18 protein-coding genes are annotated in these 17,785 nt (G+C 57.0%); 4 read left to right on the top strand and 14 right to left on the bottom strand.

Going from position 1 to position 17,785, the window contains the following annotated elements; genetic code table 11:
• Positions 1-15: 15 nt before the first annotated feature.
• The 9 genes from WBR57_RS07075 to mnmG form a co-directional block, all read right to left on the bottom strand.
• Positions 16-552: a F0F1 ATP synthase subunit delta gene (locus WBR57_RS07075; protein ID WP_015886646.1), complete on the bottom strand. Its 537-nt coding sequence runs from the start codon at positions 550-552 to the stop codon at positions 16-18.
• A 12-nt stretch (positions 553-564) separates the two neighbouring features.
• A complete protein-coding gene (locus WBR57_RS07070) occupies positions 565-1,035 on the bottom strand; it encodes a F0F1 ATP synthase subunit B (RefSeq protein ID WP_424083215.1) in 471 nt (156 codons plus the stop codon).
• 56 nt (positions 1,036-1,091) lie between these two features.
• Positions 1,092-1,349 (bottom strand): F0F1 ATP synthase subunit C, encoded by a 258-nt coding sequence (atpE, locus tag WBR57_RS07065; protein ID WP_002555987.1) that lies wholly within the window; start codon positions 1,347-1,349, stop codon positions 1,092-1,094.
• Positions 1,350-1,484: 135 nt separating this feature from the next.
• A complete protein-coding gene (atpB, locus tag WBR57_RS07060; RefSeq protein WP_424083214.1) occupies positions 1,485-2,354 on the bottom strand; it encodes a F0F1 ATP synthase subunit A in 870 nt (289 codons plus the stop codon).
• A 16-nt stretch (positions 2,355-2,370) separates the two neighbouring features.
• Complete coding sequence (locus tag WBR57_RS07055) at positions 2,371-2,778, bottom strand: F0F1 ATP synthase subunit I (protein ID WP_010565865.1); 408 nt, start codon at positions 2,776-2,778, stop codon at positions 2,371-2,373.
• A gap of 148 nt (positions 2,779-2,926) precedes the next feature.
• Positions 2,927-3,799 (bottom strand): ParB/RepB/Spo0J family partition protein, encoded by an 873-nt coding sequence (locus tag WBR57_RS07050; RefSeq protein ID WP_424083213.1) that lies wholly within the window; start codon positions 3,797-3,799, stop codon positions 2,927-2,929.
• 9 nt (positions 3,800-3,808) lie between these two features.
• Complete coding sequence (locus tag WBR57_RS07045; RefSeq protein WP_177025163.1) at positions 3,809-4,606, bottom strand: ParA family protein; 798 nt, start codon at positions 4,604-4,606, stop codon at positions 3,809-3,811.
• 18 nt (positions 4,607-4,624) lie between these two features.
• Positions 4,625-5,269 (bottom strand): 16S rRNA (guanine(527)-N(7))-methyltransferase RsmG, encoded by a 645-nt coding sequence (gene rsmG, locus WBR57_RS07040; RefSeq protein ID WP_424083212.1) that lies wholly within the window; start codon positions 5,267-5,269, stop codon positions 4,625-4,627.
• On the bottom strand, positions 5,266-7,158 hold the full coding sequence (mnmG, locus tag WBR57_RS07035) for a tRNA uridine-5-carboxymethylaminomethyl(34) synthesis enzyme MnmG (protein ID WP_424083211.1): 1,893 nt from the start codon (positions 7,156-7,158) through the stop codon (positions 5,266-5,268). The genes rsmG and mnmG overlap by 4 nt, the downstream gene beginning before the upstream one ends.
• 553 nt (positions 7,159-7,711) lie before the next feature.
• Here mnmG and WBR57_RS07030 point away from each other — a divergent pair.
• From WBR57_RS07030 to WBR57_RS07020, 3 genes are all read left to right on the top strand, one after another.
• Complete coding sequence (locus WBR57_RS07030; RefSeq protein WP_424083210.1) at positions 7,712-8,218, top strand: sigma-70 family RNA polymerase sigma factor; 507 nt, start codon at positions 7,712-7,714, stop codon at positions 8,216-8,218.
• Positions 8,218-9,162 (top strand): FecR domain-containing protein, encoded by a 945-nt coding sequence (locus WBR57_RS07025; protein WP_424083235.1) that lies wholly within the window; start codon positions 8,218-8,220, stop codon positions 9,160-9,162. The genes WBR57_RS07030 and WBR57_RS07025 overlap by 1 nt, the downstream gene beginning before the upstream one ends.
• 92 nt (positions 9,163-9,254) lie before the next feature.
• A complete protein-coding gene (locus WBR57_RS07020; RefSeq protein WP_424083209.1) occupies positions 9,255-11,693 on the top strand; it encodes a TonB-dependent siderophore receptor in 2,439 nt (812 codons plus the stop codon).
• A gap of 19 nt (positions 11,694-11,712) precedes the next feature.
• Here the strand turns inward: WBR57_RS07020 and mnmE are convergent, their stop codons facing one another.
• From mnmE to rpmH, 5 genes are all read right to left on the bottom strand, one after another.
• Complete coding sequence (gene mnmE / locus WBR57_RS07015) at positions 11,713-13,083, bottom strand: tRNA uridine-5-carboxymethylaminomethyl(34) synthesis GTPase MnmE (protein WP_424083208.1); 1,371 nt, start codon at positions 13,081-13,083, stop codon at positions 11,713-11,715.
• A gap of 79 nt (positions 13,084-13,162) precedes the next feature.
• Positions 13,163-14,845 (bottom strand): membrane protein insertase YidC, encoded by a 1,683-nt coding sequence (gene yidC / locus WBR57_RS07010; protein WP_424083207.1) that lies wholly within the window; start codon positions 14,843-14,845, stop codon positions 13,163-13,165.
• Between the two features lie 2 nt (positions 14,846-14,847).
• Complete coding sequence (yidD, locus tag WBR57_RS07005) at positions 14,848-15,093, bottom strand: membrane protein insertion efficiency factor YidD (protein ID WP_010207715.1); 246 nt, start codon at positions 15,091-15,093, stop codon at positions 14,848-14,850.
• Positions 15,086-15,493 carry a ribonuclease P protein component gene (gene rnpA, locus WBR57_RS07000; protein WP_372238030.1) on the bottom strand — a complete coding sequence of 136 codons (408 nt, stop codon included), beginning with the start codon at positions 15,491-15,493 and terminating at the stop codon, positions 15,086-15,088. Before rnpA ends, yidD begins: the two co-directional genes overlap by 8 nt.
• Positions 15,494-15,506: 13 nt before the next feature.
• Positions 15,507-15,641, bottom strand: a complete 135-nt coding sequence (gene rpmH, locus WBR57_RS06995; RefSeq protein WP_003213577.1) for a 50S ribosomal protein L34 — start codon at positions 15,639-15,641, stop codon at positions 15,507-15,509.
• Positions 15,642-16,226: 585 nt separating this feature from the next.
• Between rpmH and dnaA the strand changes: the two genes are divergently transcribed.
• Positions 16,227-17,747, top strand: a complete 1,521-nt coding sequence (gene dnaA, locus WBR57_RS06990; RefSeq protein ID WP_122541219.1) for a chromosomal replication initiator protein DnaA — start codon at positions 16,227-16,229, stop codon at positions 17,745-17,747.
• Positions 17,748-17,785 lie beyond the last annotated feature (38 nt).

The raw sequence follows: 17,785 nt of genomic DNA, 5'->3' as shown, positions 1-17,785 counted from the left end.
GCTGCCCCTTCAAACTCAAGATTTCAATGCTTCGGCAAGTTTCGCGATTTTGCCGCGAATCGAGCCATCGATAACCAGGTCGCCGGCACGGATAACAACACCACCAATAAGGGATGCGTCCTCCGAAGCTTGCAGGCGCACTTCCCGATTGAGTCGTGCACTGAGAACCTTGGCGAGTTTGTCTTGCTGTTCTTGGTTCAATGCAAAAGCACTGGTGACTTCAACGTCTACCGATTTCTCTGCTTCGGCCTTGTACAGGTCGAACAGAGCGGCGATCTCCGGCAGAAGCGGGAGACGGTCGTTTTCGGCAACGACGTGGATGAAGTTCTGCACTTTCACATCAAACTTGTCGCCGCACACTTCAATAAAAGTGGCGGCCTTGTCTGCGCTCGTCAGGCGCGGGGCCTTGAGCACGCGCTGCATGGTGTCGTCTTGCGACACTGCTGCAGCCAGGCCGAGCATGGCTGACCAAGAGGCCAGCTGCTGGTGGGCCTGGGCGTGCTCGAAGGCTGCCTTAGCATAAGGTCGGGCCAACGTGGTCAGTTCTGCCATGATCGCCCTCGCTTAAATTTCAGCAGCCAGTTTGTCAACCAGCTCCGCGTGCGCGTTTTGATCGATTGTGGCACCGAGGATCTTCTCCGCACCGCCGACCGCCAGAGCACCCAGTTGGGCACGCAGCGCGTCTTTGACGCCGTTCAGTTCCTGTTCGATCTCGGCATGAGCCGAAGCCTTCACACGGTCAGCTTCGACGCGGGCTTTTTCAACAGCCTCTTCGACGATCTGGTTACCGCGTTTCTTGGCTTGCTCAATGATTTCAGCTGCCTGTGCTTTAGCATCGCGCAGTTGAAGACCCACTTTCTCGTGGGCCAACTCCAGGTCGCGAGCTGCACGGCTGGCAGCGTCCAAACCATCCGCGATCTTCTTCTGACGTTCTTGCAAAGCCGCGATGACCGGAGGCCACACGTACTTCATGCAAAACCATACAAAAATGAAGAACGCAACGGACTGGCCAATCAGGGTTGCATTAATGTTCACGCCAACACCTCGCTCGTTCGTTGTCCATCACCCCAATCACTCGAAAATTCGAGTGATCAGCCAGCGAGTTGACCAACGAAAGGGTTCGCAAAGGTGAAGAACAGAGCGATACCAACACCGATCATGGTCACGGCGTCGAGCAGGCCGGCGACGATGAACATCTTAACTTGCAGCATTGGGACCATTTCTGGCTGACGCGCTGCGCCTTCCAGGAATTTGCCGCCCAGCAGGCCGAAACCAATGGCAGTACCCAGGGCGCCCAGGCCGATCAACAGTGCAACAGCGATAGCGGTTAGACCAACTACAGTTTCCATCTTTCCTCCCGACTTTTACGTCGTATGGTTTAGGTTTTTTAGATTTTAAAGCGGTAAAACAAATCGTTTCATAGGCCCGGTAGGGCCCACCTTCCCGTTTAACAGGGAAGGACATCAGACTGGTCGAAACCGGCCTTAATGATTCTCTTCGTGCGCCATCGACAGGTAGACGATAGTCAGCATCATGAAGATAAATGCCTGCAGGGTGATGATGAAGATGTGGATCAGGGCCCATGCCACTTGCAATACGGCGCCAATACCACTCAGCCACAACAGACCACTGCCAAACATTACGGCGATCAGGATAAACACCAGTTCACCGGCGTACATGTTGCCGAACAGACGCAACGCGAGCGAAAAGGGTTTAGCGATCAAAGTGACGAACTCAAGCAGGAAGTTGACCGGAATCAGCAGTGCCTGAAGAAAAATATTGCTGCTGGAGAACGGGTGCAGCGTCAGTTCTCCGATAAAGCCACCCAGCCCCTTGATCTTGATGCTGTAGAAAATGATCAGGGCAAACACGGAAAGGGACATGGCCATTGTCGCGTTCGGGTCAGTAGTCGGTACGGCACGGAAGAACAGGTGCTCATTGCCCGAGATCTTCGCCGCAGCGACCGGCAGCCAATCGACTGGAACCAGGTCGATGGAGTTCATCAGGAACACCCAGACGAAAATGGTCAGTGCCAGCGGTGCAATCAACGCGTTACGGCCGTGAAAGGTGTCTCTGACGCTGCTGTCGACGAACTCGATCAGCACTTCGACGAAGTTCTGCAAGCCACCAGGCTGCCCGGAGGTCACCTTACTGGCCGCCATACGGAACAGTACGACGAAGATCAGCCCCATCAGAACCGACCAGCCAAGTGTATCGACGTGGAAAGCCCAGAAGCCCATTTCTTTGGCTTCTGCTGCGGTGTGGGCGAAGCCCCAGCCGCCGTTGGGAAGCTGACCGAAGGTCAGGTTCTGCAAGTGGTGCTGGATATAGCCCGAAGCGGTTGTTTCTGCCATGGTTGCCTCAAACGCCCTAAGGTTTCGAAAGTCTTGTTTTCATCAGCAGGGGAGCGAACCAGCTGACCAGTTGGGTCAACACGAAGACGCCGAATACAGCCAGCGGCGCCAATGGCTTCACACCTGCAAAGGTCAGTGCAAACAGCACTGCCGTCAAAATCAGTTTCCCTGCTTCGCCGGCATAAAAGGACCGGACGATAGCCTGGGCTGCTCGGGCGCCGGAAAACCGAAAGGCCCTGTGAGCAAAATACATATTGGGCAGCAAGGCTATCAGGCCTCCGCAAAGTCCTGAATACCCGGCTACGACTCCATGCCAATACCAGAGCGCCAATGCGGCGATCAGCAAAATGACAAATTGAGCCAATAAAACCGGAAAAACGGCCAAGCGATGGAACGGCAACGTGTTTGGCGTGCGGGTTTCCATCACTCTTGCTCCTCAATGGTCGGCTGCCGGAAATCAATAACTTGGCATAATTTGTGCCGACAAAATGCGCGCAGAGTATAGGGGCGGTTCTGCCCCTATTCAACTGTCGGGTAGTGATTTCCGATCACACGCTACATAAGCAAATGTTTCAGCGGATGTGGGCAAGGACGCCCTGAAGCTCATCAAGGGAGTTATATCCGATGACTAATTGCCCTTTGCCTTTCTTGCCGTGGCGAATTTGCACCGCAGAGCCCAGGCGCTCGGCCAGGCGCTGCTCGAGACGCGCGATATCCGGATCAGTTTTGGTCGTTTCGACCGGTGCAGGTTTACCGCTCAACCACTGGCGAACCAGCGCCTCGGTCTGACGAACGGTGAGCCCTCGTGCGACAACGTGTCGCGCCCCTTCAACCTGTTGATTTTCCGGCAATCCGAGCAAAGCACGGGCGTGGCCCATCTCCAGGTCGCCGTGGGACAACATGGTCTTGATCACTTCCGGTAACGCAATCAGACGCAGCAAGTTGGACACGGTGACCCGGGACTTGCCCACCGCATCGGCGACTTGTTGCTGGGTCAGCTGGAATTCGTGCTGCAGACGCTGCAAGGCGATCGCTTCTTCGATCGGGTTGAGGTCTTCACGCTGGATGTTCTCGATCAACGCCATAGCGATGGCGGTTTCATCCGGCACATCGCGCACCATCGCCGGGATAGTCTCTTTGCCGGCCTGCTGGCTGGCGCGCCAGCGGCGTTCGCCGGCGATGATTTCAAAACGACCGCTGCCAATCGGGCGCACCACAATCGGCTGCATCACGCCCTGGGCCTTGATCGAATTGGCCAGTTCCTCCAGCGCCTGAGGATCCATGTCCCGGCGCGGCTGGTATTTGCCGCGCTGGATCAGGTCCAGCGGCAGGTGCTGCAACTCGCGCTCGTCGGCCTGCACCGCTTGTTCTTCAAGCGATGTGACGGTCGGACCACTCAGCAGTGCATCCAGTCCACGTCCGAGACCTCGTTTCTTGACGGCCATGGGGATTCCTTAAGTTGGCTGGGCTGCAGCGGTGCGTGGGTTGCGGCGTTGACGGCGAACCATCTCACCGGCCAGCGCCAGGTAGGCAATGGCACCACGCGATGATTTGTCGTACGCCAGCGCGGGCATCCCGTAGCTTGGCGCTTCGGCCAAACGGATGTTGCGCGGGATGACCGTGTCGTACAACTGGTCGCCGAAGTGTTCCTTGAGCTGCGCCGACACATCGTTCATCAGGCTCAGGCGCGGGTCATACATGGTCCGCAACAAGCCTTCGATTTGCAGGTTCGGATTGAGCAACTCGGCGATGCGCTTGATGTTATCCACAAGGTCGCTCAAGCCTTCCAACGCAAAATACTCGCACTGCATGGGGATAATCACCCCATCGGCAGCGACCAATGCGTTAAGCGTGAGCATCGACAGCGACGGCGGGCAGTCGATCAGAATGTAGTCGTAATTCTCGCGGATCGGCGCCAGGGCGCTGCGCAGACGGCTTTCTTTCATCTGCATTTCCAGCAGCACCACCTCCGCCGCAGTCAAGTCGCGGTTCGCCGGCAGCAGTTGATAACCGCCATGCTCGGAATAGTGCATAGCCTGGGCCAGGTCGCACTCGCCGATCAGCAAGTCGTAGACCGAGTTTTCCAGGCCGTGTTTATCCACACCGCTACCCATGGTGGCGTTGCCCTGTGGATCGAGATCGATCAACAGCACCCGGCGCTTGGTCGCGACCAAGGATGCTGCGAGGTTGATGCAGGTGGTGGTTTTACCCACGCCACCTTTCTGGTTCGCTATCGCGAATACCTTAGCCATTCTTGCTTGTGTTCCCAATCATGCCGTGCGGCGCAGTATCAGCAGATGGCGTTGGCCTTGGCAACCGGGTACGGCCAAGGCGTGTTCGCTATCGAGGTGGAAGTCTGCCGGCAATGCTAACAGCTCGTCGCTTGGATGAACGCCCTTCATTGCCAGCCAGCGGGTGTCGTGGTCGCCGAGGTGGCGGGTCCAGTTGCTGAAGTTCTCCATGCTGCTGAACGCCCGGGAAACAATTCCGTTAAAAGGCTGTTCAGGCGTGAGGGCTTCGACGCGACTGTGGATAACGTTGAGGTTATCCAGTTTGAGTTCGAGTTTGACCTGGGTCAGGAAGCGGGTTTTCTTGCCGTTGCTGTCCAGGCAGGTCACTTGCGACTCTGGAAACAGGATCGCCAAGGGAATACCGGGCATGCCGCCGCCACTGCCGACATCGAGCCAACGGCCGTTTTCGATAAACGGCATCACACTCAGGCTGTCGAGCAAATGCCGCGAGACCATTTCATCCGGGTCACGCACCGCTGTCAGGTTGTAAGCCTTGTTCCATTTGATCAACAGGGCCAGATAGCCCAACAGCAATTCGTGCTGGACTTGGGTCAAGTCCACGCCCAACTGGCGTGCCCCTGTGGATAACTCTTCGGCGTGTTGCGAGGTGACCAACGAACTCAAGCGCTTTGCTCCAACTGACGGCCCGCGCCGCGTTTTTTCAAATGAATCATCAACAGCGAAATGGCTGCCGGGGTGACACCGGGGATGCGTGACGCCTGGCCCAGAGTTTCCGGGCGAGTTATCCCCAGCTTGCTTTGAATTTCTTTCGACAACCCGGAAATACCGGTGTAGTCGATATCCACAGGCAACTTGGTGTTTTCACTGGCGCGCAGGCGGGCGATTTCATCCTGCTGGCGGTCAATGTAACCGGCGTACTTGGTCTTGATCTCGACCTGTTCGGCGACTTGTGGATCTTCTGCGCCCTGGCCTGTCACTTCGACCAGACCAGCGTAGTCGATTTCCGGACGGGACAGCAGGTTCAGCAGGTTGTACTCGTGGGTCAGCGGCGTGCCGAATTTTTCGGCAATCGCGTCGCCCTGCTCAGTGCCGGGGCGAACCCAGGTACTTTTCAGGCGTTGTTCTTCGAGCGTGATGCTTTCACGTTTTTTGCAGAAGGCTTCCCAGCGCGCGTCATCGACCAGGCCCAGCTCACGGCCTTTTTCGGTCAGGCGCAGGTCGGCGTTGTCTTCGCGCAGGATCAAGCGGTATTCGGCGCGGGACGTAAACATCCGATACGGTTCCTGGGTACCCAGGGTAATCAGGTCGTCAACCAACACGCCGATATACGCTTCGTCGCGACGCGGGCACCAGCTGTCTTTGCCCTGGGCACGCAATGCGGCGTTGGTCCCGGCCAACAAACCCTGGGCGCCGGCTTCTTCGTAACCGGTGGTGCCGTTGATTTGCCCGGCGAAAAACAGCCCGCCGATCACTTTGGTTTCGAGGCTGTATTTCAGGTCACGCGGGTCGAAGTAGTCATACTCGATGGCGTAGCCAGGACGCACGATATGTGCGTTTTCCATGCCGCGAATCGATTGCACGATCTGGATCTGCACGTCGAACGGCAACGAAGTGGAAATACCGTTCGGGTACAGCTCGTGGGTGGTCAAGCCTTCGGGCTCGATGAAGACCTGGTGGCTTTCCTTGTCGGCAAAGCGGTGGATCTTGTCTTCAATCGATGGGCAATAACGCGGGCCAATACCTTCGATCACTCCGGAATACATCGGCGACCGGTCGAGGTTGGCCGCGATGATTTCGTGAGTTCGGGCATTTGTGTGGGTAATCCAGCAACTGACCTGTTTCGGATGCTGCTCTTTGGAACCCATGAACGACATCACCGGAATCGGCGTATCGCCGGCTTGCTCGGTCATCACCGAAAAATCCACAGAACGCCCGTCGATACGCGGCGGGGTCCCGGTTTTCAGGCGGCCGACGCGCAGCGGCAATTCGCGCAGGCGCTGAGCAAGGGCAATCGACGGCGGATCACCGGCGCGTCCGCCCGAATAATTCTGCATGCCGATGTGGATAAGTCCGCCGAGGAACGTACCGGTGGTCAGCACCACGGATTCTGCGAAGAAACGCAGGCCCATTTGGGTGACAACGCCACGTACCTGGTCCTGTTCGACGATCAGGTCATCGGCGGCTTGTTGAAATATCCACAGGTTTGGCTGGTTTTCCAGGGTTTCGCGGACTGCGGCCTTGTACAAGATGCGGTCGGCTTGAGCCCGAGTAGCACGCACGGCCGGGCCTTTGCGGCTGTTGAGCACGCGAAATTGAATACCACCTTTGTCGGTGGCCATGGCCATGACGCCGCCCAGGGCGTCGATTTCCTTGACCAGGTGGCTTTTGCCGATACCCCCGATCGCGGGGTTGCAACTCATGGCGCCGAGGGTTTCCACGTTATGCGTAAGCAACAGGGTTTTTACGCCCATGCGTGCTGACGCCAGTGCTGCCTCGGTACCGGCATGACCGCCGCCGATGACGATCACTTCAAAACGGGAAGGGAAATCCACCACGCACCTCGTGCCTGCTTATGTAGGTAATCAGGAATTGTTTGTTGAAAGAGTTTTAGAGCTTTGGCGGCAAGTATAGGGACTTAGCCCTTCCTAAAGAACCCTTTGCACAAAATTTAACCAGCTGTGGATGAATCACAGACAATAGAAATTAAAAGAGAGAAATTTATAAGATCTTTGTTTTTATGTTTATTTCTACTGAGCCTACTTTCTGTGGATAGATCTCTACAGGCCTTTATATACGTCATGTACAGCGATTCAAAAGTCTGTGGTCATGTGCCAATGAGGCCCTTGGATAAGTGCCTTGAGCCTGTGGATTAAACAGGTGGTTATCCACAGCAGGGTTTTTGCTCAGGTTTCAAGCCCTGTTATCAACTGGGCACAAGGCCGGTTATTCACAGGGCTTAATCCACAGAAATCGTGAATTTCGCCCAAGGCAAAGCCCTCGGAATTCTGGGATCCGGTGAAGGAGGCTTAAAAAAGAGAACTATTGTGAGAAATCGGTGGGGCAGTTAATAATAGCGATTATCATTAACCTACCTTGTCGCGCCCTATGTCCCCTCATTCGCACACGGCTGCAGTCCAGCACATCTATGAGCAGCACCATTCGTGGTTGCACGGCTGGCTCAAAGGCAAATTGCACAACGCCTGCGATGCAGCCGACGTGGCGCACGATACGTTCGTACGTATTCTGGGGGCGCGCAATGCGGCGCAGATTCTCGAACCGCGTGACTATTTGGCAACCATCGCCAGGGGCCTGGTGATTGACCGGTACCGGCGCCACGCGATCGAGCAGGCCTACAAGCAGACCTTGGCCGAGCGACCTGAAGCCACCGCCATCAGCGAAGAAGACAAGGCAATCATCATCGAAACCCTGGTGGCTGTGGATAAGGCCCTGGCCAGCCTGGGTGAACGCGCGCGTCGAATCTTCATGCTGTCGCAGATCGATGGGCTGACTTATCAACAGATCGCCGAGCATCTACAGGTTTCGCTGACCACTGTTAAGAAGCACATGGTTCGCGCGCTGACTGAATGCTCGCTGATCATGGCCAGCCTGTAATGGCGGCGCCGGACCGCAAGACCTTCGAGGCAGCCGCCAGCTGGTATGTCCAGTTTCAATCCCAGCCGCCAACACCCGCCGAGCGCCATGCCTGGCAGCAATGGCTAAATGGCGACCCATCCCATCAGGCGGCGTGGAACCAGATGGAGCTGTTGCAGCGCAGCCTGGGTGCCCTGCCCCAGGATCTAACCCGACGCGCCTTGTCGAGCACACAACAGCGCCGCCAGGTACTCAAGTGGATGCTGGTACTCGGCAGCACGGGTTATCTGGGGTGGAATGTTCAACAACACACGCCGCTGGGCAATGTGTGGGCCGACTACCGCACACCCGTGGGTAAACACCGGCGCATCGAGCTGGCCGACGGCACGCGGATTGATCTGAATACCAACACTGCGATTGACGTGGTGTACGACGGGCATCAACGCTTGATCCGTCTGCGCGAGGGTGAAGTACTTATCCACACCGGCAAATCGGGTGGGCAAACGCCGTTTTACGTCGACACCCGTCAGGGCCGAATCCAGGCATTGGGTACGCGGTTTACCGTGCGCCAGCTGTCGGACTCCACGCGTGTTGGCGTGTTGGAAGACCGGGTAAGCCTGTCGCCCGCTGATCAACCTGATCACGGTCGACTGCTGAGTGCGGGCGAAAGCGCTGATTTTGACCGGCTGAGCGTAGGGCCGAACCACGCTTACAGTAGGATTCAGGCCGCGTGGGTCGATAGCCAACTGATCGTGCTGGATGCACGGCTCGGCGATGTGATCGATGATCTCGCGCGTTATCGTCCCGGAGTGTTGCAGTGCGATGCGGCCTCGTCACGTCTGCGTGTGTCCGGGACGTTCCGCCTGGACTCAACCGATGCGGTGCTGGCCAACCTGCAGGCAACCCTGCCGATCCAGGTTAACTACTTCACGCGTTACTGGGTCTCGGTGAAGCGCATTGGCTGATCGCAAAAAATAATCCACACGGGGGTTATCTTTTTTTTACCTGGCGCGGCCCTACAGGTAATTACGACGTTACCTACAGGGCTTAACCACCTATGCGCCTTCCAACCAGGCTTCGCCAGCAACTCTCCTGCCACGGGATCACTTACGGACTGCTGCTCACCTCGGCGGCCGCCAGCAGTGTGCTGCTATCGACCGGTGCCATCGCCGCCAGCGCGGTCCAGCATTACGCCATTGCGGCCGGGCCGCTGGACCGCGCCTTGAATCAGTTTTCGGCCAAGGCCAATGTGATTCTGTCCTTCTCGCCAGAGCAAACCGCGCGTTTGAACACCTCAGGACTGGAAGGTGACTATTCGGTGGATCAAGGCTTCGCGTTGCTGCTGCAGAATTCGGGTTTGCAGGCCGTCGTCCAGGCACCGGGCAGCTATGTGTTGCAAGCAGCGCCCACCGGCGAGTTAACGCTCGCGCCCACCACCGTAAGTAGTTATCAACAGACGGGGTTTAATCAGGATATTGCCGGCGACGTCGGCTACAAGGCGCAAAACAGTCGCATCGGCACCAAGACCAGCACCCCCCTGTCCGAGACCCCACGTTCGGTTTCGGTCGTCACCGGCCAGCGCATCAAGGACCAGAAATCCCAGACGCTCACTGAGGTGTTGGGTTATGTACCGGGTATTTTCGCGCCACCGTTTGCCGCCGGGGATGGCTTGGCCGGGGACCTGTTCTTCATTCGCGGTTTCAACGCTACGGATTACGGCTACGGCCTGCTGCGCGACGGCTTACGCGTGCAAGGCAATCGGTACGACACCACCAGCGAGCCTTACGGCCTGGAGCGGGTCGAGATTTTCCGTGGGCCTTCTTCGCTGCTCTACGGTGAAAACGCACCGGGCGGTCTGGTCAACCTGGTCAGCAAACACCCAACCGCCACCCCACAAGGTGAAGTGCAACTGGGTTACGGCTCGAATAACCGCCGACAAGTGGGTGTGGATATCTCGGGACCATTGAATGACAGCGACAACATTCTCGGCCGCGTGGTGATGTTGGGCCGCAAGTCCGACACCCAGACCGATCATGTCCCGGACGATCGTCTCTACATCGCGCCGTCACTGACGCTGAATTTCGATGACTACAACACCCTGACCCTGCTGGCCAACTACCAGAAAGACCACACCAACCTGGAACTTGGCCTACCCGCTGCCGGCACTCTGCTCTCGAATCCGAATGGCAACCTGTCCAAACACACCATGCTCGGCGACCCGGATTGGAACACCTTCGAACGGGAAGCCTGGAGCACCGGCTACGAATTCAGCCACAGCTTCAATGACGACTGGCAGTTCCGTCAGAATTCTCGCTACATGCAGTCGCGCATCAACCGCCATGAAACCTGGCCCAGCTCGCTGAATAACGCGGGTTTCGGCACCCAACTGAACATGACGGCCTACGACCGCTACAACAAGTCGATGGTCTACTCCCTGGATAACCAGCTTGAGGGCAAACTCCAGCTCGGCGGGCTGGAAAATACCGTGCTGTTCGGCGCCAGCTACGACCGCACTTCTTTCAACCAGGACTGGGATGCCGGTTTCGCGGGCACCATCAATGTGTATAACCCGGTCTATCTGCGCGAACCCACCACTCCGATTGCGGTACAGAACACCCTGCTCGAACAGCAGATGAAAGGTGTTTATGCACAGATCCAGAGCAAGTATGACCACTGGCTATTCTTGCTCGGCGGCCGTCAGGACTGGGTCGACAGCGACTACCGTGACAAAGTGAAACCGGCCAGCGATATCGGCTCCGAGGATCGCAAGTTCACGTATCAGGGCGGGGTGATGTACCAGTTCGACAACGGCGTTACGCCGTATGTCAGCTATTCCACTGCATTCGTGCCAGTACAGCAGATTTCCAATGCCGGCGCGCCGTTGAAGCCGATCACCAGCAGCCAATACGAAGTGGGCGTGAAGTACGAACCGATTGGCTGGGATACGGCGATGACCTTATCGGTCTACGACCTGCGCAAACAGGACGACACTTACCTCGATAGCACCACAAATTCTTATCGCCAGGTCGGTGAGAGTCGCGCCAAGGGGGTGGAGGTGGAGGTCAACAGCAATCTCACCCCAAACCTGAATGTCACGGCCGCTTATACCTACACCGATGCACGCATCACCAAGGACTCCGCCACGTCGCTGGTCGAGGGGCACCAGATGACCGGCGTGCCGCGCAACCAGGCCTCGGTGTGGGGCAAATATCGCTTCCTCGATGGCCAACTCAAGGGATTATCCCTGGGCGGCGGTGTGCGGTATTTCGACAGTACCTTTTCTTACACCGCGCCGACGCTGTACGGCAAGCTGGACGCCGGCAGTGTCACGCTGGTGGATGCGGCCGTTGGCTATCAGATCGACAAACACTGGTCGGTGGATGTGAACGCCAAGAACCTGTTCGACAAGGAATATGTATCCGGCTGCAACGACGCAGGGCGATGCTACTGGGGAGACAGCCGTACCTTGCTGGGTACGGTGTCCTACAACTGGTAAAACGCTGTGGATAACTCGGCTATTTGCCGATACAGAAGCTGGAAAAAATCCGCCCCAGCAAATCATCCGAGCTGAATGCACCGGTAATTTCCCCCAACAGCTGCTGCGCCTGGCGTAGATCCTCGGCCAGCAGCTCCCCAGCCCCCGCCAGGGTCAACTGCGCTCGCCCGTGCTCCAACGCCGCGCTGGCGTGGCGCAGCGCCTCCAGGTGCCTGCGGCGCGCACTGAAGCTGCTTTCCGAGGTCTGCTCATAGCCCATGCAGGCCTTGAGATGCTCACGCAGCAATTCCAGGCCATCCCCGGCCGATTTCGCACTCAGGCTGAGGGTGACGTGGCCATCCTCACTGGTTTGCAGGGCAATGGCTTCTCCTGTCAGGTCGGCCTTGTTGCGGATCAAGGTGACTTTGGCCGGGTCCGGCCGCTGCTCGAGGAATTCCGGCCACAGCGCGAAAGGATCCACAGCCTCCGGTGCAGTGGCATCCACCACCAGCAGCACGCGGTCTGCTTCGCCGATTGCCTTGAGCGCACGTTCCACGCCAATCTTTTCGACCTGGTCGTCGGTGTCGCGCAAGCCCGCGGTGTCGACCACGTGCAGCGGCATGCCATCGATGTGGATATGTTCGCGCAGGATGTCCCGCGTAGTGCCGGCGATCTCGGTGACGATCGCCGCTTCGCGACCTGCCAAGGCATTCAGCAGGCTGGATTTACCCGCGTTCGGCCGCCCTGCGATCACGACCGTCATGCCATCACGCAGCAGTGCGCCCTGCCCGGCTTCTCGCAGCACTGTGGATAACTCATCGCGAACTTTATCGAGCATCGCCAACACGTGGCCATCGGCAAGAAAGTCGATCTCCTCCTCAGGAAAATCGATCGCCGCCTCCACGTAGATACGCAAACTGATCAATTGCTCGGTCAAGTTATGCACACGCAGGGAGAATGCGCCTTGCAGTGAACGCAGCGCGTTGCGCGCCGCCTGTGCAGAACTGGCTTCGATCAGGTCGGCAATGGCTTCGGCCTGGGCCAGGTCAAGCTTGTCGTTAAGGAACGCGCGTTCGCTGAACTCACCCGGCCGCGCGAGACGGCAGCCCAGTTGCAGGCAGCGCTGCAGCAACATATCCAGCACCACAGGGCCGCCGTGGCCTTGCAATTCCAGCACATCTTCACCAGTGAACGAGTTCGGGCCCGGGAAATAAATCGCCAAACCTTCGTCCAGCACGCTGTTGTCAGCATCCAGGAACGCGCCGTAGTGCGCGTAACGCGGCTTCAATTCGCGGCCACTGATCGCCTGAGCGGCCTTGCCGGCAAGCGGCCCGGAAATACGAACGATACCGACACCGCCGCGACCTTGAGCGGTAGCGACAGCAGCGATGGTTTCACGAGGAGCGCTCATCAGCAGGTTCCAGAACAAAAGTGACAGAAAGCAAAACGCCCCACTAGGGGGCGTCTTGAGTGGTTATCCACAGAGTAAATTACGCCTCGGCTTTTTTGGTAGCCGCTTCGATTTTACGAGTGATGTACCACTGTTGCGAGATCGACAACACGTTGTTGACCACCCAGTACAGCACCAGACCTGCTGGGAACCACAGGAAGAAGAAGGTGAAGATGATTGGCATCATTTTCATTACCTTGGCCTGCATCGGATCTGGCGGAGTCGGGTTCAAGCGCTGCTGGATAAACATGGTCGCGCCCATGATGATCGGCAGGATAAAGAACGGGTCTTTGATCGACAGGTCAGTTATCCACAGCATGAACGGTGCCTGGCGCATTTCCACGCTTTCCAGGAGTACCCAGTACAGCGACAGGAATACCGGCATCTGTACCAGAATCGGCAAGCAACCACCCAGCGGGTTGATCTTCTCTTTCTTGTACAACTCCATCATGGCCTGCGACATTTTCTGCCGGTCGTCACCATGTTGCTCTTTCAGAGCAGCCAGTTTCGGCGCCACGGCACGCATGCGCGCCATCGACTTGTAACTGGCGGCCGACAGAGGGAAGAAGATCCCTTTGATCAGCATGGTCAGGAAGATGATCGAGAAGCCCCAGTTACCCACAATGCTGTGGATATGTTGCAGCAGCCAGAAAATCGGCTGGGCAATGAACCACAGAATGCCGTAGTCCACAGTCAGTTCCAGACCTGGGGACAACTCTTTCAGCACGGCCTGGCTTTTCGGACCGGCGTACAGGATAGCGCTGGTTTCAGCCTTGGCACCTGGAGCAACGCTCAACGCCGGGCCAGTAAAGCCAATGATGTAGTTACCCTGGCTGTCCTTGCGGGTTTGAACCAGGTTGGCTTCACCCTTGTTCGGGATCCACGCGGTTACAAAGTAGTGTTGCAGCCAGGCTACCCAACCCCCTTGAACCGTTTCTTTCAGTGCGCCCTTGTCGATATCTTTCATCGACACTTTTTTGTACGGCTCGTTACTTGTCCACAGGGCTGCGCCCAGGTAAGTCGCGGTGCCGGTGGCGGTGCTGGAAGACGGATCCGAGCTGCCATCACGCTTGAGCTGGGCAAACAGGTTGCCGCTCCAAGGTTTTTCGCTGGTGTTGTCGATCAGGTAAGTGACCTTCAAGTCGTACAAACCGCGCGTGAAGCTGAAACGCTTGATGTAGTTGACGCCGTCGAGGCTGAATTTCAGGTCGACGTTCAACTGGTTTTGGCCGTCAGCCAGTTGATAACTCTTCTGTTCGGTCGAATAAACCGCACGACCGGTAGCACGCGCATCCGGACCATTGGTGCCGGTCAGGCCGCTTTGCGCCAGATATGTACGTTCACCACCGTTATCGAACAGTTGGAACGGAACATCCGGATGGTCTTGGCGACGTGGATACAGCGGCAGTTTCAACTGCGCGATATCACCACCTTGTGGGTCGATAGCCAGGTCGAGCACATCCGTTTTCACGTGGATGAGGTCTTTATTGGTGACCACTGGCGTTTCTAGAGGGGCGCTTGTCTCGCCATTCGCGCTGGGAACATCGGCACTCGCGGACGCATTGTTACCCAGCGGGGTGTCCGGAATAGCCGGCGCAGCCTGATTGGTAGCAACATTCTGAGTCGGCAGGGCAGCCTGGCCGTAGTCCTGGTTCCACTTAAGAACCATGACGTAGGACACGATTGCCAGGGCGACGATCAGGATCGTGCGTTTAATATCCATGATTACTCGGCCATCGAAGAAGAACGGGAGGTAGGGATAGGTGGAACCGGGTCATAACCACCGGGATTCCACGGATGACAGCGACCTAAACGACGAAAGGTCAGCCAGCCACCGCGCAGAAGACCATGATTTTCTATGGCCTCTAACGCGTAGCAGGAACAACTGGGGTAGAAACGACAGTGGCTGGCCATCAGAGGACTAATGGCATAGCGATAAAACTGGATCGGAACGAGGGCCAGTTTACGCATCGGTGCTGTCTACCCCTACAGTTTCGGTGCTGACTGCTGGTGCTGGTTTGTGAGTACGCGCCAGACGTTTCCAGAGCTTGCCGAAATGCTGAATCAATTCGGGGTTTTCTACATCCCCCAAGCCTTTGCGCGCGACGATAACAATATCCCAACCAACCAGAGTGTCCTGGTGGAGGCGAAACGATTCGCGCATCAGACGCTTGAGGCGATTGCGCTCAACGGAGAGCTTTACGCTCTTCTTGCCGATCACCAACCCGAGACGGGGGTGATCCAGATCGTTGTTACGCGCAAGGAGCAGGAGATTTTTCCCCGGAACCTTGCCGGTGGGGGAGTCAAAGACTGCCTTGAAGTGCCGGGGGGTTAGCAGACGCTTTTCCCGACTGAAGTCCTGACTCACCACCAGTACCGGATTATCAAACTGCCAGACGCGCACGACCTTTGGCGCGACGACGCGACAGGACAGCACGGCCGTTCTTGGTAGCCATGCGAGCACGGAAGCCGTGAGTACGGGCGCGTTTGATGGTGCTTGGTTGGAAAGTACGTTTCATGGCGTTGTTACCTGGTTCGTCCACAACGGGCCGGAATGGCCCCCGTTTTAAGAGACCGGCGATTCTAGAGAAAGCAAGCCTCTAGGTCAATTTCCAACCAGCTTTTCCTTTAATTAGATCTTTGCGGGCAATTCGCGCTTTTCTGTCCGTCAGGCTTTCACGGGCAATGCCATAGATATAAAAATAAAGAAGGAAGTTATTTAAAGCTTTTCTGTAAAGCTTATAAAAGCTAGGCCGGCCATCTTCTGTGGATAACTGCCTTTAGGCCTTATTCCACCTGATGTACAGAGAATGACAACTACAGGGGAAAACGGTGCTCTGCCTGTGCTGCACTGTCGGATAAGCTGTGGGTGGAATGGCTTGTTATCCACAGGCCAGTTACCCACAGACTTTTGACCCCACTTGTACAACGAGCTTAGGCGCGCTTATCCACAGAGCTTATGCACAGACCATTGGTCGCCTTTTTTGCGGTTAAAGCGTTGATTTTGGGTGGCCTGTGCGCAACCTACATGTGGATAAGTGGGCGGCTGGCCGCTACAATGGCGGCTGTTTTTGCCTCACCGGCTTTCAACTTAGGGGATATCCGTGTCAGTGGAACTTTGGCAGCAGTGCGTGGAGCTTTTGCGCGAAGAGCTGCCTGCCCAGCAATTCAACACCTGGATCCGTCCGCTACAGGTCGAAGCCGAAGGCGACGAGTTGCGTGTCTATGCGCCCAATCGTTTTGTCCTCGACTGGGTCAACGAGAAGTACCTGAGCCGCGTTCTCGAATTGCTCGATGAACACGGCAACGGCCTCGCGCCCGTGCTTTCCTTATTAATAGGCAGCAAACGCAGCTCTGCACCGCGTGCGGCGCCGAATGCCCCGTTGGCGGCAAGTGCGTCGCAAGCCCAAGCCGCAGCGGCGCCTGTTAATAACTCGCCGGCACCGGTTGCCCAGGCGCCTTCGAAATCCTCGTCGCAGAAAAACGCGCCTATTAATGAAGAGCCGTCCCGCGACAGCTTCGACCCGATGGCCGGCGCCAGTTCCCAACAAGCACCGGTGCGCGCCGAACAGCGCACCGTGCAGGTCGAAGGCGCGCTCAAGCACACCAGTTACCTGAACCGTACGTTCACCTTCGAGAACTTCGTCGAAGGTAAATCCAACCAGCTGGCCCGCGCGGCCGCCTGGCAAGTGGCCGATAACCCCAAGCATGGCTACAACCCGCTCTTCCTTTATGGTGGCGTGGGTTTGGGTAAAACCCACTTGATGCACGCTGTGGGTAACCACTTGTTGAAGAAGAACCCGAATGCCAAGGTTGTGTACTTGCACTCGGAGCGCTTCGTGGCTGACATGGTCAAGGCCTTGCAGCTCAATGCCATTAACGAGTTCAAGCGCTTTTACCGTTCGGTTGATGCCTTGCTGATCGATGACATTCAATTCTTCGCTCGCAAGGAGCGTTCCCAGGAAGAGTTTTTCCACACCTTCAACGCCCTGCTCGAAGGCGGCCAACAGGTCATCTTGACCAGTGACCGTTATCCGAAGGAAATCGAAGGCCTGGAAGAACGCCTGAAATCGCGCTTCGGATGGGGCCTGACCGTTGCGGTAGAGCCGCCGGAACTGGAAACCCGCGTCGCGATCCTGATGAAAAAGGCCGACCAGGCGAAAGTCGACCTGCCCCACGACGCTGCTTTCTTCATTGCCCAACGCATTCGTTCCAACGTGCGTGAGCTGGAAGGCGCGCTCAAGCGGGTCATCGCGCATTCGCACTTCATGGGCCGCGACATCACCATCGAGCTGATTCGTGAATCCCTGAAAGACTTGCTGGCCCTGCAAGACAAACTGGTGAGTGTGGATAACATCCAGCGCACCGTGGCCGAGTACTACAAGATCAAGATTTCCGACCTGTTGTCCAAGCGCCGTTCGCGCTCGGTAGCGCGTCCGCGTCAGGTGGCGATGGCCCTCTCCAAGGAGTTGACCAACCACAGCCTGCCGGAAATCGGTGATGTGTTTGGCGGTCGCGACCACACCACGGTCCTGCACGCGTGCCGCAAGATCAATGAACTTAAGGAATCCGACGCGGATATTCGCGAGGACTACAAGAACCTGCTGCGTACACTGACTACTTGATGACACCAGCGCAGCTTATTAAGGCAAGGGACTAGACC

This window comes from Pseudomonas sp., assembly GCF_049590575.1.
Classification (GTDB): domain Bacteria; phylum Pseudomonadota; class Gammaproteobacteria; order Pseudomonadales; family Pseudomonadaceae; genus Aquipseudomonas.
The sequence above is the reverse complement of the archived record's forward strand: the minus strand, read 5'-3'. Positions and strand labels throughout refer to the sequence as shown.

Coding starts and splice junctions, on each gene's coding strand:
- WBR57_RS07075 (WP_015886646.1), bottom strand. CDS start 552: ATGGCAGAACTGACCACGTTGGCCCGACCTTATGCTAAGGCAGCCTTC.
- atpE (WP_002555987.1), bottom strand. CDS start 1,349: ATGGAAACTGTAGTTGGTCTAACCGCTATCGCTGTTGCACTGTTGATC.
- atpB (WP_424083214.1), bottom strand. CDS start 2,354: ATGGCAGAAACAACCGCTTCGGGCTATATCCAGCACCACTTGCAGAAC.
- WBR57_RS07055 (WP_010565865.1), bottom strand. CDS start 2,778: ATGGAAACCCGCACGCCAAACACGTTGCCGTTCCATCGCTTGGCCGTT.
- WBR57_RS07050 (WP_424083213.1), bottom strand. CDS start 3,799: ATGGCCGTCAAGAAACGAGGTCTCGGACGTGGACTGGATGCACTGCTG.
- WBR57_RS07045 (WP_177025163.1), bottom strand. CDS start 4,606: ATGGCTAAGGTATTCGCGATAGCGAACCAGAAAGGTGGCGTGGGTAAA.
- WBR57_RS07030 (WP_424083210.1), top strand. CDS start 7,712: ATGTCCCCTCATTCGCACACGGCTGCAGTCCAGCACATCTATGAGCAG.
- WBR57_RS07025 (WP_424083235.1), top strand. CDS start 8,218: ATGGCGGCGCCGGACCGCAAGACCTTCGAGGCAGCCGCCAGCTGGTAT.
- WBR57_RS07020 (WP_424083209.1), top strand. CDS start 9,255: ATGCGCCTTCCAACCAGGCTTCGCCAGCAACTCTCCTGCCACGGGATC.
- mnmE (WP_424083208.1), bottom strand. CDS start 13,083: ATGAGCGCTCCTCGTGAAACCATCGCTGCTGTCGCTACCGCTCAAGGT.
- yidC (WP_424083207.1), bottom strand. CDS start 14,845: ATGGATATTAAACGCACGATCCTGATCGTCGCCCTGGCAATCGTGTCC.
- yidD (WP_010207715.1), bottom strand. CDS start 15,093: ATGCGTAAACTGGCCCTCGTTCCGATCCAGTTTTATCGCTATGCCATT.
- rpmH (WP_003213577.1), bottom strand. CDS start 15,641: ATGAAACGTACTTTCCAACCAAGCACCATCAAACGCGCCCGTACTCAC.